This is a genomic window from Actinacidiphila sp. bgisy145 (assembly GCF_057708125.1).
This window is the reverse complement of the sequence record NZ_JBYIRL010000017.1, coordinates 117276-132710: the sequence shown is the minus strand read 5'-3', so window position 1 is coordinate 132710 and position 15435 is coordinate 117276. Positions and strand designations below refer to the sequence as shown.

General features: G+C 75.2%; 13 protein-coding genes. 11 read left to right on the top strand and 2 right to left on the bottom strand.

Annotated features, from left to right (window positions below; genetic code table 11):
• Positions 1–220: 220 nt before the first annotated feature.
• Both AC3ERT_RS17560 and AC3ERT_RS17555 read right to left on the bottom strand, forming a co-directional pair.
• Positions 221–1240 carry an SDR family oxidoreductase gene (locus AC3ERT_RS17560; RefSeq protein WP_435126927.1) on the bottom strand — a complete coding sequence of 340 codons (1020 nt, stop codon included), beginning with the start codon at positions 1238–1240 and terminating at the stop codon, positions 221–223.
• A 47-nt stretch (positions 1241–1287) separates the two neighbouring features.
• The gene (locus AC3ERT_RS17555) at positions 1288–3225 is read right to left on the bottom strand and encodes a glycoside hydrolase family 15 protein (RefSeq protein ID WP_435126929.1); all 1938 of its coding nucleotides are present in this window, start codon (positions 3223–3225) and stop codon (positions 1288–1290) included.
• Positions 3226–3439: 214 nt separating this feature from the next.
• Between AC3ERT_RS17555 and AC3ERT_RS17550 the strand changes: the two genes are divergently transcribed.
• From AC3ERT_RS17550 to AC3ERT_RS17500, 11 genes are all read left to right on the top strand, one after another.
• Positions 3440–3763: a plasmid stabilization protein gene (locus AC3ERT_RS17550; protein ID WP_335972480.1), complete on the top strand. Its 324-nt coding sequence runs from the start codon at positions 3440–3442 to the stop codon at positions 3761–3763.
• A gap of 112 nt (positions 3764–3875) precedes the next feature.
• On the top strand, positions 3876–6941 hold the full coding sequence (locus AC3ERT_RS17545; protein WP_435175266.1) for an FAD-binding and (Fe-S)-binding domain-containing protein: 3066 nt from the start codon (positions 3876–3878) through the stop codon (positions 6939–6941).
• Between the two features lie 48 nt (positions 6942–6989).
• Positions 6990–8807 carry a thiamine pyrophosphate-requiring protein gene (locus AC3ERT_RS17540; RefSeq protein ID WP_335972478.1) on the top strand — a complete coding sequence of 606 codons (1818 nt, stop codon included), beginning with the start codon at positions 6990–6992 and terminating at the stop codon, positions 8805–8807.
• A gap of 74 nt (positions 8808–8881) precedes the next feature.
• Positions 8882–9973, top strand: a complete 1092-nt coding sequence (locus AC3ERT_RS17535; protein WP_435175290.1) for an enolase C-terminal domain-like protein — start codon at positions 8882–8884, stop codon at positions 9971–9973.
• Between the two features lie 53 nt (positions 9974–10026).
• Positions 10027–11169: a carboxylate-amine ligase gene (locus tag AC3ERT_RS17530; RefSeq protein ID WP_435175264.1), complete on the top strand. Its 1143-nt coding sequence runs from the start codon at positions 10027–10029 to the stop codon at positions 11167–11169.
• A gap of 76 nt (positions 11170–11245) precedes the next feature.
• Positions 11246–11791: a cysteine hydrolase family protein gene (locus AC3ERT_RS17525; protein ID WP_435126936.1), complete on the top strand. Its 546-nt coding sequence runs from the start codon at positions 11246–11248 to the stop codon at positions 11789–11791.
• Positions 11792–11939: 148 nt separating this feature from the next.
• Complete coding sequence (locus AC3ERT_RS17520) at positions 11940–12554, top strand: flavodoxin family protein (RefSeq protein ID WP_435126938.1); 615 nt, start codon at positions 11940–11942, stop codon at positions 12552–12554.
• Positions 12555–12632: 78 nt separating this feature from the next.
• Positions 12633–13361, top strand: a complete 729-nt coding sequence (locus AC3ERT_RS17515; RefSeq protein ID WP_435175262.1) for an HAD family hydrolase — start codon at positions 12633–12635, stop codon at positions 13359–13361.
• A 47-nt stretch (positions 13362–13408) separates the two neighbouring features.
• The gene (locus AC3ERT_RS17510; RefSeq protein ID WP_435175260.1) at positions 13409–14098 is read left to right on the top strand and encodes a HemK2/MTQ2 family protein methyltransferase; all 690 of its coding nucleotides are present in this window, start codon (positions 13409–13411) and stop codon (positions 14096–14098) included.
• Complete coding sequence (locus tag AC3ERT_RS17505) at positions 14082–14420, top strand: CDGSH iron-sulfur domain-containing protein (RefSeq protein WP_435175258.1); 339 nt, start codon at positions 14082–14084, stop codon at positions 14418–14420. Before AC3ERT_RS17510 ends, AC3ERT_RS17505 begins: the two co-directional genes overlap by 17 nt.
• Entirely contained in the window at positions 14407–15420 is a 1014-nt protein-coding gene (locus tag AC3ERT_RS17500) for an iron-containing redox enzyme family protein (protein WP_435175256.1), read from the top strand. Before AC3ERT_RS17505 ends, AC3ERT_RS17500 begins: the two co-directional genes overlap by 14 nt.
• The last annotated feature ends 15 nt before the right edge of the window (positions 15421–15435 follow it).

The window sequence follows — 15435 nt, the reverse complement described above, 5'->3', positions numbered from 1 at the left end:
AAGGCGAAGCGTAAAATGGCTCTATCCGAACTTATCCGAACATATCCGGTGAAAGGTCACCGCCATGGCTGGTCACGCGTGGGATCTGGCCCTGAGCAGCTCCGTCCAGGACGACATCATCTGGTACGCGATCATCGCCGCCGTCTTCCTCGTGGGCGTCGTCTTCGCGATCCGCAGCAACTGAGCCCCCCGCAGCCCCGTTCGGTGACCGCCCGCGCGGTCACCGGACGCCGTGCGTGTGCAGCCGGTGCCGGAACAGGGCGGCCGCCGCGCCCAGCGCCGGCACCGACACCGCGGAGACCGGCAGCGCGTGCCGGGACAGCCACATCTGCGGGCTCCGGCCGTGCGCGCGGTCGCCGAAGGTGCCGTGCGCGCCGTGGTCCTCGCCCGGACCGGCGTCCAGCGGCTGCCACAGGTTGTCCGGCCGGCCCGGCGCCTCCCTGCGGCCGGTCTGCTGGGAGTCGTAGCCGGTGCGGGCGAGATAGCGGTCCAGCAGCGGCGCGGCGAACTTCTGCGCCAGCAGCGTGGCCGCGGTGCTGGCCCCCGCCCAGTACTGCTTGCGGCGCGGATGCTCGGCGGCGAACGCGACGGCGCGGGCGGCCAGTTCGGGCTGGTAGATCGGCGGCACCGGCTGCGGGTGGCGCGGCAGGCGGGAGCGCACCCAGGAGAACTGCGGCGTGTTGACCGCGGGCATCTGCACCACGGTGATCCGCACGTTGCTGCGCTCGTGCAGCAGCTCGCACCGCACCGACTCGGTGAAGCCGTTCACGGCGTGCTTGGCACCGCAGTACGCCGACTGGAGCGGGATGCTGCGGCCGCCCAGCGCCGAGCCGACCTGCACGACGGTGCCGCGGTCGCGCGGCTTCATCCGCTCCAGCGCCACCATCGTGCCGTGCACGAAGCCCAGGTACGCCACCTCGGTCACGCGCCGGTACTCCTCCGGGCCGATCTCGGTGAACGGCGCGAACACCGACGCGAAGGCGACGTTGACCCACACGTCGATGGGCCCGAAGCGCTGCTCCGCCTGCTCGGCGGCGGCCCGCACCGCCGCGTGGTCGGCCACGTCGACCGGGACGGCCAGCGCCCGCCCCCCGGCCTCCTCGACGTCCCGCGCCGCGCCGCGCAGCCCCTCCTGCCCGCGGGCGAGCAGCACGACGTTCGCACCGCGGCGGCCGAACTCCCGCGCGGTGGCGCGGCCGATGCCGGCACTGGCTCCGGTGATCACTACGTTCTGTGCCATGGTTCGACGGTTCCCTTCTCGGCTTGCGGTCCTTGCGCTTGCGGGCGTCACCGCGCTGCCGGGGAGTCCCCGGCCAGCCGCCCCGCGCACTCCAGCAGCAGCGCGTGGACGAACGCCTGCGGCAGGTTGCCGCGCAGCTGCCGCTGCGCGACGTCGTACTCCTCGGCGAACAGGCCCGGCGACCCGCAGGCGGCCCGGTTGCGTTCGAAGAAGTGCCGGGCGCTGACGGTGCGCCCCTGCTGGTGCTCGGCCAGCGCCATCACGAACCCGCACAGCAGGAACGCGCCCTCCGCCTCGCCGAGCGGCCGGCTGTCGTGCCGGAAGCGGTACACGTAGCCGTCGTCGACCAGGCGCCGGTGCACCTCGGCCAGCGTGGCGCGCGTACGCGGGTCGGCGGCGGGCAGGGCGCCGCGCACGGCCGGCAGCAGCAGCGCGGCGTCGACGGTGCCGTCCTTGGGGCTGCGCTGCCAGAAGCCGTCCGCGTGCAGGTGGGTGGCGGTGGTGTCGGAAAGGATCGCGTCGGCCAGCGCCGAGCAGCGGGCGCCGTCCGGGCCCAGGCCCGCCCCGGCCCCCGCCCCGGCCCCGTCGCCGGGCAGCGCTGCCACCGCCCGCAGGCCCGCGACACACGCCAGCCGGGAGTGCGTCCAGTGCCGGTCCTCCAGCTCCCAGATCCCCGCGTCCGGGGACGACCAGCGCTGCTCGACCGCGTCGACGGCGACGCCCAGCGCCCGCCGCCCGTCGCGGTCCAGCCGGTCGTGGCGGGCGGCGGCGGCCAGCAGGCTCAGCGCCTCGCCGAACGCGTCGAGCTGGAACTGCCCGTTCACCCAGTTGCCGACCTTGTCGGTGCCGCCGGGGTAGCCGGGCAGGCCGAGCCGGTGCTCGGCGGGCACCGCGCCGCCGGTGACGGTGTAGGCGGGTGCCAGCCGCGGCCCGTCGGCCAGCAGCCGGTGCGTGACGAAGGCGGTGGCGCGGTCCAGCAGGTCCGTGGCGCCGACCGCGGCCGCGGCGATCCCGGCGTAGCTCTGGTCGCGAATCCACGCGTACCGGTAGTCGTAGCTGCGCCCGGAGTCGGCACGCTCGGGCAGGCTCATCGTGGCGGCGGCCACCATGCCCCCGCTGCCGCTGGTCAGGCCGCGCAGCACCGAGTGGGCGTGGCGGGCGTCGCGGGCCGCGAGCACCCGGGGCAGTGCCGGCCGGGCGCGGGCCCAGCCCTCCTCGGTGGCGTGCCAGGCCCGCTCGGGGTCGACCGGGGGCCCGGTCAGGGGCTGCTCGGACAGTTCCAGGACGAGGTCGTGGCGGCCGCCGGCGGGGACCGTCAGATCCACCGCCAGCAGCTGCCCGCCGCCGTCCGCACCCGGAACGCGACCCTGGTCCTGACTCTGGTCCTGGTCCTGGTCCTGGTCTTGGTGCTGGTCCTGATCCGGTGCCGCGAGCAGGGACCGCTCCGGCCCCGCCGGCCGCACCCGCGCCTGGCCCGCGCCGCTCCACCGCCAGTGCAGCGGCCCGCTGCGGCCGCTCCACACGCCGTCCCGCAGCCGCACGTCCTCGTCGCGGTGGCTGCCGAAGCCCGCCCGCGGCGCGAGCAGCACCCGCACCCGCGCCGGGCCGCCGACGGCCAGCACCCGGCGCAGCAGCACCACGCGGTCCGGCGCGCCCGGGAACGCCAGGGCCTCCCGGCACTCCAGCGGCCCGTCGCAGGTCAGCCACCGGCTGCGCCAGATCAGGCTGTCGCGTTCGTAGGAGCCGCCCCACACGTGCCGGGGGTCGCGCGGGGTCACCGTGTAGGTCCCTCCGCCGCCGATCAGGCCCGAGAACACCGCGTCGGAGTCCCAGCGCGGTGCGCACATCCAGGCGATGTCCCCGTGCGGGCCGACCAGCGCGCCGCGCTCCCCGTCCGCGAGCAGCGCGTAGTCGCGCAGGACATGCGGGGCGAACGCCGGGCCGGGAGCGCCCGCGACGCCCGGTGTGCGGTCCGTGTCCGCCATGTGCGGCCCCTCTCTCCTTCGCGGGTGCGCCTGCCGCCCACCCGCTGACCGGCCACTTCTCGGGTACCCGCGGTGCGCAAGGGAATTCCGGTCCGCCGGGCGAGGAATGCGCGGCGCCCGGCCGGGCACCCGACAACGTGTCGCGGGTCGGCAGTCGGGGGGTGGGGCGCCCGCGCCGGATCGGAACACCGAGACGTGACGGAAGGTGAGAGCGATGCCCCGAGGTTCCAACGCCAAGCGGGAACGCCAGTACGAGCACATCAAGGACAGCGCCCGCGACCGCGGGGAGTCGCCCCGGCGCGCGGAGGAGATCGCCGCCCGCACGGTGAACAAGGAGCGGGCGCGGTCCGGGGAGTCCCGGACCGCCAGCCGCACCTCCACCCGGGACATGTCCTCCTCCCGGCGCGGCGGCCAGCGCTCGCACTCCGGCGCGCAGGGCCCGACCAGGGACCAGCTCTACAACGAGGCGAAGCAGCGGAACATCAAGGGCCGCTCGCACATGAACAAGGCCGAGCTGAGCCGGGCGCTGGGCCGCTGAGTACCCCCTGTCGACGCACCACCGGTCGACCGGACCGGTGACCGGCGCCGCACCGGCCGCCCCCGTAGGTCCCCTGGCCCCCGTATCCCCGTATCCGGAGGGAAACGCACGTATGAGCGCGATCGAGGACGGCGAAGCCCGCGAACTGGACGTCGAGGCCCTGGAAGCCGCACTGCGGGAGGCCGTGGACGGCGAGGTCCGGTTCGACGCGGGCAGTCGCGGCGCCTACGTGACCGACGGGTCGAACTACCGCCAGGTGCCGATCGGCGTGGTGGTGCCCCGCACGGTGGACGCCGGCGCCGCCGCGGTGGCGGTGTGCGCGCGCTTCGGGGCCCCGCTGCTGTCCCGCGGCGGCGGCACGAGCCTGGGCGGGCAGTGCACCAACACCGCGGTGGTCGTGGACTGGACGAAGTACTGCCACCAGCTCGTCTCCGTCGATCCCGAGGCGCGTACCTGTGTGGTCGAACCCGGCATCGTCCTGGACGAGCTCAACCGCCAACTGGCCCCGCACCACCTGATGTTCGGGCCGAAACCGTCCACCCACAGCCACTGCGCGCTCGGCGGCATGATCGGCAACAACTCCTGCGGGGCCTCCGCGCAGGCGTACGGCAAGACCGCCGACAGCGTCCGCCGGCTGGAGATCCTCACCTACGACGGCACCCGCACCTGGGTCGGCGCCACCTCCACCGAGCAGTACGACGAGATCACCGCCGCCGGGGGCCGCCGCGCCGAGCTGTACCGGGGCCTGCGGGACCTCAGCGACCGGCACCTGGCCGACATCCGGCGCGGCTACCCCGAACTGCCCCGCCGGGTGTCCGGCTACAACCTCCCCGACCTGCTGCCGGAGAACGGCTTCCACGTCGCCCGCGCCCTGGTCGGCAGCGAGGGCACCCTGGTCACGGTGCTGCACGCCGAGCTCGACCTGGTGCCGGTGCCGGCCGCGCAGGCGATGCTGGTGCTCGGCTACCCCGACATCTGCGCGGCCGCCGACGACGTACCGCGCCTGCTGGAGCACTGCCGGCCCACCCAGATCGAGGCCCTCGACGACCGCATGGCGCAGCTCATGCACGAGGAGGGCGCCTACCTGGAGTCGCTCTCCTCCTTCCCCGAAGGCAGCAGCTGGCTGCTGGTGCAGTTCTCCGGCGACACGCAGGAGGAGGTGGACCGCCAGTCCCACGACCTGCTGCGGGCCCTGGGCCGCGACGAGCGGGACGGCACCGTCGCGTTCTCCGACGACCCCGACCGCGAGGAGCAGATGCTCAAGGCCCGCGAGGCCGGCCTCGGCGTCACCGCCCGCCCGCCGGACGGCCGCGAGACCTGGGAGGGCTGGGAGGACTCCGCCGTCCCGCCGCAGCAGCTCGGCGCCTACCTGCGCGACCTGAAGAAGCTCTTCACGGACTTCGGCTACGACCACCCCTCGCTCTACGGCCACTTCGGGCAGGGCTGCGTGCACACCCGCATCCCCTTCCAGCTGCGCACCGCCGAGGGCGTCGCCACCTTCCGGTCGTTCCTGGAGCACGCCGCCGACCTCGTCGTCTCCTACGGCGGATCGCTCTCCGGCGAGCACGGCGACGGGCAGGCCCGCGGCGAGCTGCTGACTCGGATGTTCGGCGAGCGGCTGGTGGGCGCCTTCGGCGAGCTCAAGGCGCTCTTCGACCCCGGCGACCGGATGAACCCCGGCAAGGTCGTCGCACCCAACCGGCTCGACTCCCACCTGCGGCTCGGCGCGGACTGGCGCCCCCGCGACGAGGACGACACGCGCTTCGGCTACCCCGACGACGAGCACTCCTTCCGGCGCGCGGTCATGCGCTGCGTCGGCATCGGCAACTGCCGCAGCCACGAAGGCGGCGTGATGTGCCCCAGCTACCGGGCCACGGGGGAGGAGGAGCACTCCACCCGGGGCCGGGCGCGGCTGCTGTTCGAGATGATGGGCGGCCACGCCGACTCGCCCGTCACCGACGGCTGGCGCTCCACCGAGGTCCGCGACGCGCTCGACCTGTGCCTGGCCTGCAAGGGCTGCAAGTCCGACTGCCCCACCGGCGTCGACATGGCCACGTACAAGGCCGAGTTCCTCTCCCACCACTACCAGGGGCGGCTGCGGCCGGCGGCGCACTACGCGCTGGGCTGGCTGCCGCTGTGGGCGCGGCTGTCCCGGGTCGCGCCCGGCGCGGTCAACACGCTGCTGCGGGCCCCGGGCATCTCCACGCTCGGCAAGAAGCTCGCCGGCGTGGCACCGCAGCGCGACGCGCCGGTCTTCGCCGAGGAGTCCTTCGTCCAGTGGTGGCGCCGGCGCGGCGCGCCCGAACCCGACCCCGCGGACCCCCGCACGGTCGTGCTGTGGCCCGACACCTTCAGCACCTACTTCCACCCGTCGGTCGCCCGCTCCGCCGTCAAGGTCCTCACAGATGCCGGATTCCAGGTCGCGGTCCCCACCGACGCGGTCTGCTGCGGGCTGACCTGGATCTCCACCGGCCAGCTCGACACCGCCGCGAAGGTGCTGCGCCGTACGCTCACCACCTTGCGGCCGTGGCTGGAGGCCGGCACCCCGATCGTCGGCCTCGAACCGTCCTGCACCGCCGTCTTCCGCTCCGACCTGCCCGAGCTGATGCCAAAGGACGAGGACGTCAAACGCCTCGCCGGGCAGTTCCACACCTTCGCCGAACTGCTGCTCCAGCGCGCCCCGGACGGCTGGCGGCCGCCGGTGCTGAACCGGGCCGCCACCGTGCAGACCCACTGCCACCAGCACGCCGTCACCAAGTTCGACGCGGACCGCGAGCTGATGCGCCGCGCCGGCATCCACGCCGACGTCCTCGACGAGGGCTGCTGCGGACTGGCCGGGAACTTCGGCTTCGAAGCCGGCCACCACCAGCTGTCCATGGACATCGCCGAGTCGGGCGTGCTGCCCGCGGTCCGCGGGGCGGCCCCCAGCGCCCTGGTGCTCGCCGACGGCTTCAGCTGCCGCACCCAGATCGAGCAGGGCGGCACCGGCCGGGGCGCGCTGCACCTCGCCGAGGTGCTCGCCCTCGCCCTCGACGGGCCGGCGCCCGCCGACCACCCGGAGAAGGCCGCCGCGCGCCCCGCGCCGCCCCCTTCCGCCGTCTCCCGGCTGGTGGCCGCCGGCGCGGCGGTCGCCGCGGGCGCCGCCTGCTACGCGCTCACCCGCCGACTGCGGCACTAGCCGCCGCACCCCCCCCCGAACCTCCCCTGCACAGAAAGGACGTACCCCGTGTCGATCAAGGTGTCCGACTACGTACTCCAGCGCCTGCGCGAATGGGACGTGGAGCAGGTCTTCGCCTACGCCGGCGACGGCATCAACGGCCTGCTCGCCGCCTGGGGCCGGGCCGAGGACAAACCGGAGTTCGTCCAGGCCCGGCACGAGGAGATGGCCGCCTTCGAAGCCGTCGGCTACGCGAAGTTCTCCGGCAAGGTGGGGGTCTGCGCGGCCACCTCGGGCCCCGGCGCGATCCACCTGCTCAACGGCCTGTACGACGCGAAGCTCGACCACGTGCCCGTCGTCGCGATCGTCGGGCAGACCAACCGCAGCGCCATGGGCGGCTCCTACCAGCAGGAGGTGGACCTGCTCAGCCTCTACAAGGACGTCGCGTCCGAGTTCTGCGAGATGGTCACCGTCCCCGAGCAGCTGCCGAACGTCATCGACCGCGCGATGCGCACCGCGTACGCCCGCCGCACCGTCACCGCGGTCGTCATCCCCGCCGACGTCCAGGAACTCGACTACTCCCCGCCGACGCACGCGTTCAAGATGGTGCCCTCGAGCCTGGGCGTCTCCTCCTACGCGCCCACCCCGGCGCCCGCCGACCTCCACCACGCCGCCGACGTGCTCAACGCCGGCGAGAAGGTCGCCCTCCTGATCGGCCAGGGCGCGCGCGGCGCACGCGCCGAGGTGGAGCAGATCGCCGACCTGCTCGGCGCCGGCGTCGCCAAGGCCCTGCTCGGCAAGGACGCCCTGTCCGACGAACTGCCCTACGTCACCGGCTCGATCGGCCTGCTGGGCACCCGCCCCTCCTACGAGATGATGCAGGGCTGCGACACCCTCCTGGTGATCGGCTCCAGCTTCCCCTACACCCAGTTCCTGCCCGACCTCGACCAGGCCCGCGCGGTGCAGATCGACATCGACCCGTTCATGGTCGGGCTGCGCTACCCCTTCGAGGTCAACCTCGTCGGCGACTCCGCGCAGACCCTCAAGGCGCTGATCCCGCTGCTGGAGGCGAAGAAGCACGGCGCGTGGCGGAAGAAGATCGAGAAGGACACCGCCCGCTGGTGGGAGGTGATGCAGCGCCGCGCCGCGGTCGACGCCGACCCGATCAACCCCGAGTACGTCGTGCACGCCCTCGACGAGCTGCTGCCCGAGGACATCATGCTCGCCGCGGACTCCGGGTCGGCCGCCAACTGGTACGCCCGGCACCTGCGGATGCGCGGCGCCATGCGCGGCTCGCTGTCCGGCACCCTGGCGACGATGGGCCCGGGCGTGCCGTACGTGATCGGCGCGAAGTTCGCCCACCCCGACCGGCCCGCGCTGGCGGTCGTCGGCGACGGCGCCATGCAGATGAACGGCATGGCCGAGCTGATCACCGCCGCGAAGTACCACCACCAGTGGCGCGACCCGCGGCTGGTCGTCGCGGTCCTCAACAACCAGGACCTCAACCAGGTCACCTGGGAGATGCGCGCCATGGAGGGCGCGCCGCAGTTCGTGCCCTCGCAGGCGCTGCCCGACGTCCCCTACGCCGACTTCGCCCGGTCGATCGGCCTCGGCGGCGAGCGCGTCGAGGAGCCCGGCGGGGTGCGCGGGGCCTGGCAGCGGGCCCTGGCCGCCGACCGGCCGTACGTCATCGACTTCCGCACCGACCCCGCGGTGCCGCCGATTCCGCCGCACGCCTCCCTCGACCAGATCGAGGCCGCCGCGTCCGCCGTGCTCCAGGGCGACCCCGACCGCGCCGACGTGGTCAAGCAGGGGTTCAAGGCGAAGGTGCAGGAGATGCTGCCCGGCCACCGCCACCGCGAGGACCGCCCCGGGGCCGGGGCGTGAGCAGCCCGCCGGTCCCGCCGGTCCCGCCGGACCCCGGCGCGGTCGGCGGGCCCGCGCCCGGCGACCCGCCGGCCGTGGACGCGGTGGACAGCGCGGTCTACACCGTCCCCACCGAGCTGCCGGAGGCCGACGGGACCCTCGCCTGGGACGCGACCACCGTCGTGACCGCGACCGTGCGGGCCGGCGGCGCCCAGGGCCTCGGCTGGACCTACGGCTCGCCCGCCGCGGCCGCGGTGATCCGCGACCACCTCGCCGGCGTCGTCACCGGCCGCTCCGCCTGGGACGTGCCCGCGGCCAACGAGGCGATGACCCGGGCGGTGCGCAACGCCGCCCGCCCCGGCATCGCCGGCCACGCGGTCTCCGCGGTGGACCTCGCCCTGTGGGACCTCAAGGCCCGCCTGCTCGGCCTGCCGCTGGTCCACCTGCTCGGCGCGGCCCGCACCGAGGTCCCGGTCTACGGCAGCGGCGGCTTCACCACCTACACCGACCGCGACCAGGACCGCCAACTGCGCGGCTGGACCGGCGACCTGGGCTTCACCCGCGTGAAGATCAAGATCGGCGAGTCCTGGGGGAGCGAGCCGGAGCGCGACCGCGCCCGCGTCAGCCGCGCCCGGTACGCCGTCGGCGACCGCACCGAGCTCTACGTCGACGCCAACGGCGCCTACGGCCGCAAGCAGGCGGTCCGGCTGGCCCGGCACCTCGACGCGGAGGGCGTCACCTGGTTCGAGGAACCCGTCTCCTCCGACGACCTGGCCGGCCTCGCGCAGGTCCGCGCCGCCGTCCTGCCCGACGTCACCGCCGGCGAGTACGGCTACACGCTGCCGTACTTCCGGCAGATGCTCGCCGCCGACGCGGTGGACTGCCTCCAGGCGGACGTCACGCGCTGCGGCGGCATCACCGTATGGCTGCGCGTCGCGGCCCTCGCCGAGGCGCACGGCCTCCAGATCTCCGGCCACTGCGCGCCCCACCTGCACGCCCACGCGGCCGCGGCCGTCCCCAACCTGCGGCACCTGGAGTGGTTCCACGACCACGTCAGGATCGAGAACACGCTTTTTTCCGGCGGCTGCGACCCCACCGGAGGCGTGGTCGCCCCGGGCGCCTCCGGCGCCCCGGGCCACGGGATGTCCCTGCACGCCGCCCGCGCCGAGGAGTACCGGTCCGGCTGACACTGTCCCGCGCAGCGGTCATGGCCGCGCGCACGGCGGGTAGGCGAAGGGCCATGGACACGACCGGCGCCACCCTGGGCGTCGAGGAGGAGTACCTCCTCCTGGACACCCGCTCCCACCTGCCCTGCCCCTGCGCCCAGCGCGTGCACGACGCCGCCCGGATCGGCTCCGGGTTGGGGCGCGACGAGGTCGACCGCGAACTGCTCCAGGCGCAGGTGGAGATCGCCACGCCGGTGTGCGGCAGCCTGGACGAGGTCGGCGAGCACCTCACCCGGCTGCGGCGGGCGGTCGCGTCCGCCGCCGCGACCGAGGGGTGCCGGCCGGCCGCCACCGGGGGACTGCCGGTGCCCAGCCAGCAGGACGTCCCGGTGACCCGCGAACGGCGCTACCAGAAGATGCACGCCGAGGCCCGCCGGCTGGTGGACGAGCAGCTCATCTGCGGGATGCACATCCATGTCGCCGTGCCGAGCCGTTCGGTGGGCGCGTCCGCACTCGGGCGGGTCCGGCCCTGGCTGCCCGTCCTGCTCGCCCTGGGCGCCAACTCCCCGTTCTGGCAGGGCCAGGACACCGGCTTCGGCAGCTGGCGCACCGTCGTCTTCGGCCGGTGGCCGGTGAGCGGGTCGCCGCCCTTCGTCACCGACGCCGACGACTACGAGGAGCGCGTCGAGGCGCTGATGGCCACCGGGGTCGCCCCCGACCGCAAGCAGCTGTACTGGCTCGCCCGGCTGTCGGAGCGGTATCCCACGCTCGAGGTGCGCGCCCCCGACGTGCAGGTGGACGTGGCCGACGCCGTGACCCTCGCGGGCCTGGCCCGCGCCCTGGTGGTCACCGCGATCCGCGAGGCGCAGCACGCCGAGCGGGCGCTCGACCCGCCCGCCAGCATCATGCACGCCGCCGAGTGGCACGCCGCGCGGCACGGCCTGTCCGGCACGCTGGTGGACCCCCGCTCCGGCACCCAGGCCGACGCCGCCGACGTGGTGCGCGCCCTGCTCGACCACACCGGCGCCGCGCTCGCGGAGTCCGGGGACACCGAGCGCGTCACCGCGGGCGTCGAGCGGTTCCTCGCCGAGGGGACCGGCGCCGACCGGCAGCGCGCCGCCGAGCGCGACGGCGGCATGCCCGCGCTGCTCGCCCTGGTCACCCGGCACGGCTTCGAGGACGCCCGCCCGGCGCAGGCGCAGGAGGCCGGGACGTGACCGGCGGCCCGGCCTCCCGGCGGCCGCGGGCCGCGCCGCGGTCGCGGACGCCGGCGCGGCGGGCGACCATGCCAGGGTGAGCACCGAACGGCAGTCCGCACTCGTGGTCATCGACATGATCAACACCTACGACCACCCCGACGCGGAGCTGCTGGTCCGCTCCGTGCGCGAGGCCCTGCCGGGCGTGCGGCGCGCCCTGGCCTCGGCCCGGGAGGCCGGCGTGGACGTGGTCTACGTCAACGACAACTTCGGCCGCTGGCGTTCGCACCACGACGAACTCGTGGCGACCGCGCTCGGCGGAGCCCACCCCGACCTGGTCGAACCGGTGCTGCCCGACGCCGACTCGCTGTTCGTGGTCAAGGCCCGCCACTCGATCTTCTACCAGACCCCGCTGGAGTACCTGCTCCAGCAGACCGGTGTCGGGCATGTGGTGCTGTGCGGCCAGGTGACCGAGCAGTGCGTGCTCTACTCCGCCCTCGACGCGCACATCCGCCACTTCGACGTGACGGTGGTGCGCGACGCGGTGGCGCACATCCAGCACGACCTGGCGCGGCCCGCGCTGCGGATGATGGAGCGCAACATGGGCGCGCGGCTGGTCCGCGCCGCCGACCTCGCGTGGTGAGACCCGGCCGGCGGCGCCTCGTCGAACCCGGTGCCGTACGCCACGCCACGTCACCGCGGTCGTGCGCTGGGCGACCGGCGGGCGGCGCCCGGGCGATCGATCGGCTCCGGGCACGTGTCATTTCCGTCAGCGGGGTATCCGACCGGACATGGACGACGCAGCTTTGACGGCATTGGCCCTGGTATGCACCCTCAACCCGTCCCCGGCCCCCTCCAGCTCCCAGCTGCTGGCCGAGCAGACCCTGGAGGCGCTGCGCGAGCACGGCGTCGCCGGCGAGGCGGTCCGGATCGCGGACCACGACGTACGGCCCGGTGTCGCGGTGGACATGGGGGAGGGCGACGCGTGGCCCGCGATCCGGGAGAAGATGCTCGCCGCCGACGTCCTGGTGCTGTCCACGCCGATCTGGCTGGGGCACCCGTGCAGCGTCGCGCAGCGCGTACTGGAGCGGCTGGACGGCGAGCTGTCGGAGACCGACGACGAGGGCCGGCAGCTGACCTACGGCAAGGCCGCCGCGGTGTGCGTGGTCGGCAACGAGGACGGCGCGCACAAGGTGACCGCGGACCTCTTCCAGGGCCTGAACGACGTCGGGTTCTCCCTGGCCGCGGGCGCGGCGACCTACTGGGTCGGCGAGGCCATGCACGGCACCGACTACCAGGACCTGGACAAGCCGCCCGACGCCGTCGCCGCCACCACGAAGACGCTCGCGGCCAACACCGCGCACCTGGCCCGCGCGCTGCGCGTGCGGCCCTACCCCCCGAGCTGAGCCGGACCCCCGCATCCCCCTACCCCGCACCCCCTTCGACCCCGCAACCCGGCGGACCCGGAAACCGGAGGACACCCGATGAGCGGCACCGAGAGCACCGACCGGCCCGGCGGCGAGGCCGCGGCCGTGCTCTTCGACGTGGACGGCACCTTGATGGACACCGTGCACCTGCACACCGTCTGCTGGTGGGAGGCGCTGCGCCAGGGCGGCCACACCGTCCGCGGCGCCCGTATCCAGCGCTGCGTCGGCATGGGCAGCGACCACCTGCTGGACGCGCTCCTCGGCGAGGACCGCGACCACGACGAGGACAGCGCGCTGAGCGCCGCCCACGACGCGCTGTACGCGCAGTACTGGTCGCGCCTCGCCCCGCTGGACGGCGCCGCCGACCTGGTGCGCGCCTGCGCCGCGCGCGGCTGGCGGGCGGTGCTGGCCTCCTCGGCCAAGAGCGGCGAGGCGAAGGTGATGACCGACGCGCTCGGCGTGGACGACGTGCTCTTCGCCGCCACCACCGCCGACGACGTGCAGGCCAGCAAACCCGCCCCCGACCTGGTCCGGGAGGCGCTGGACAAGGCGGGGGTGCCCGCCGAGCGGGCCGTGTTCGTCGGGGACGCGGTGTGGGACGCGCAGGCCGCGCGCGCGGCCGGGGTGCGGTGCCTCGCGGTGCTCACCGGGGGCGGCTTCTCCCGCGCCGAGCTGGCCGACGCGGGCGCGGAAGCGGTCTACGACAGCCCGAGGGACCTGCTGTCCGCTCTCGACGGCAGCCTGCTCGCGGCCCCGCCGGGCAGGCGACCACCGGGCAGCGCCTGACCGCAAGCGCCCACGCCCGCATCGCACCCGACCCCCGGAGGTCCCCTGTGGCTGCCCAGACCGCTTCCCTCGCCTTCCGCCGCCCCCGCGGGCCGTGGACCCTGCCGGGCGTGTACGCCCCCCAGGAGGACACCCGGCTGCTCGGCCGGGCGCTGCGGGCCGAAAGACCGCTGGACGGTGCGGACCTGCTCGACATCGGCACCGGCAGCGGGGCGCTGGCGGTGCTGGCCGCGCGGATGGGCGCCCGGGTCTCGGCCACCGACATCTCGTGGCGGGCGGTGCTGGCCGCGCGGGCCAACGCGGCGCGGCAGCGGCAGCGCGTCCGGGTGCGCCGCGGCGACCTCGCCGGCAAGCAGCACGGCCGCACCTACGACGTGGTCGTCACCAACCCGCCCTACGTGCCCGCGCCCGAGGACCTGCCGCCGCCCGGCGGGGCCGCGCGCGCCTGGGACGCCGGGCGCGACGGGCGGCACGTGGTGGACCGGGTCTGCGCCCGCGCCCCCGAACTGCTGCGCCCCGCGGGCGTGCTGCTGATGGTGCACTCCGGGCTGTGCGGCGTGGAGGCCAGCCTGCACCGGCTGCGGGCCGGCGGCCTCGCCGCGGAGGTCGTGGCCCGCGACCACGTCCGGTTCGGCCCCGTGCTCAGCCGCCGCCTGCCGTGGCTGCGGGCCCAGGGCCTGGTCGGACCGGCCGACGAGTACGAGGAGCTGGTGGTCGTCCGTGCCGAGCGAACCTGACCCGCGGGAGCCCGGGCACGACACCCCCCGCCCGGCCGGTGCGGCCGGCGGCGACCGGCGTCCAGTCCGGGTCCGGGTGGACCCGGACGGGCCGATCCTCGTGGAGGGCCCGGTCGAAGTGGTGCGGGACGACGGGACCGTGGCCGTCAGCGACCGCTTCGTGGTCGCGATCTGCACCTGCCGCCGCACCCGCACCCCGCCCTGGTGCGACACCAGCCACCGGCGCCGCAGGCGCCCGCCCGCGCCGCCGCCGCGGCCCGAGCCGGACGCCCGCCGCCCCGCCGACCCGCCCGAAGGAGGCCCGTCCCGTGCGGACACCTGAACCCGCCGGCACCCTGACCGCCCCCCGGCTGCCGCACGCCCGCGGCCCGCTGTCCGACGCCGTCGCCACGGCGCTGACCACCGCCCGGCCACCGCAGCAGCGGGACGTGCTGCGCGCCCACACCACCGAGGACCCGTACGGCGACGACCTCCAACTGGCCCTGTACGTCCTGTACGAGCTGCACTACCGCGGCTTCGACGAGGTCCCCGACGACATGGAGTGGTCCCCGCTGCTCGCCCCGCTGCGGGCCGCCCTGGAGCAGACCTTCCTGCGGGCCCTGCACACCGACGTTCCCGCCCGCACCCCGGACGAGGCGTTCGCGGACCTGCTGGTCGAGCCCGCCGACCCCGCCGGCAGCGTCACCCACCACCTCGAACACGACGGCGACCTGGGCCAGTTGCGCGAGTACGCGGCGCTGCGCTCGCTCTACCACCTCAAGGAGGCCGACCCGCACGCCTGGGTCATCCCCCGGCTGCACGGGCGGGCGAAGGCCGGCATGGTCGCCATCGAGTACGACGAGTTCGGCGCCGGCCGGGCCGAGGACGTGCACGCCCAGCTCTTCGCCGACCTGATGGCCGACCTCGGCCTCGACACCGCCTACGGGCGCTACACCGAGGCCGCGCCCGCGGTCGCCCTCGCCACCGTGAACCTGATGACCCTGTTCGGCCTGCGGCGGGACCTGCGCGGCGCGCTCGTCGGCCACTTCGGCTGCGTCGAGGTCACCTCCTCGCCCGGCTCCCGCCGGCTGGCCGCCGCCATGCGCCGCACCGGCGCCGGGCCCGCCGCGGAGCGCTTCTACACCGAGCACGTGGCGGCCGACGCCGTCCACGAGCAGGTCGTCCGGCACGAGGTCGTCGGCGGGCTGCTGGCCGAGGAACCCCACCTCGGCGCCGACGTCGCGTTCGGCGCCGACGCCACCGTCCTGCTGGAGGACCGGCTCACCGCCCACCTGCTGGACGCCTGGCGGTCGGGCCGCTCGGCCCTGCGCCGTCCCCTGTGATCTCCGGCCGGCCCG

Coding starts and splice junctions, on each gene's coding strand:
- AC3ERT_RS17530 (WP_435175264.1), top strand. CDS start 10,027: ATGGACACGACCGGCGCCACCCTGGGCGTCGAGGAGGAGTACCTCCTC.
- AC3ERT_RS17550 (WP_335972480.1), top strand. CDS start 3,440: ATGCCCCGAGGTTCCAACGCCAAGCGGGAACGCCAGTACGAGCACATC.
- AC3ERT_RS17560 (WP_435126927.1), bottom strand. CDS start 1,240: ATGGCACAGAACGTAGTGATCACCGGAGCCAGTGCCGGCATCGGCCGC.
- AC3ERT_RS17515 (WP_435175262.1), top strand. CDS start 12,633: ATGAGCGGCACCGAGAGCACCGACCGGCCCGGCGGCGAGGCCGCGGCC.
- AC3ERT_RS17520 (WP_435126938.1), top strand. CDS start 11,940: ATGGACGACGCAGCTTTGACGGCATTGGCCCTGGTATGCACCCTCAAC.
- AC3ERT_RS17545 (WP_435175266.1), top strand. CDS start 3,876: ATGAGCGCGATCGAGGACGGCGAAGCCCGCGAACTGGACGTCGAGGCC.
- AC3ERT_RS17555 (WP_435126929.1), bottom strand. CDS start 3,225: ATGGCGGACACGGACCGCACACCGGGCGTCGCGGGCGCTCCCGGCCCG.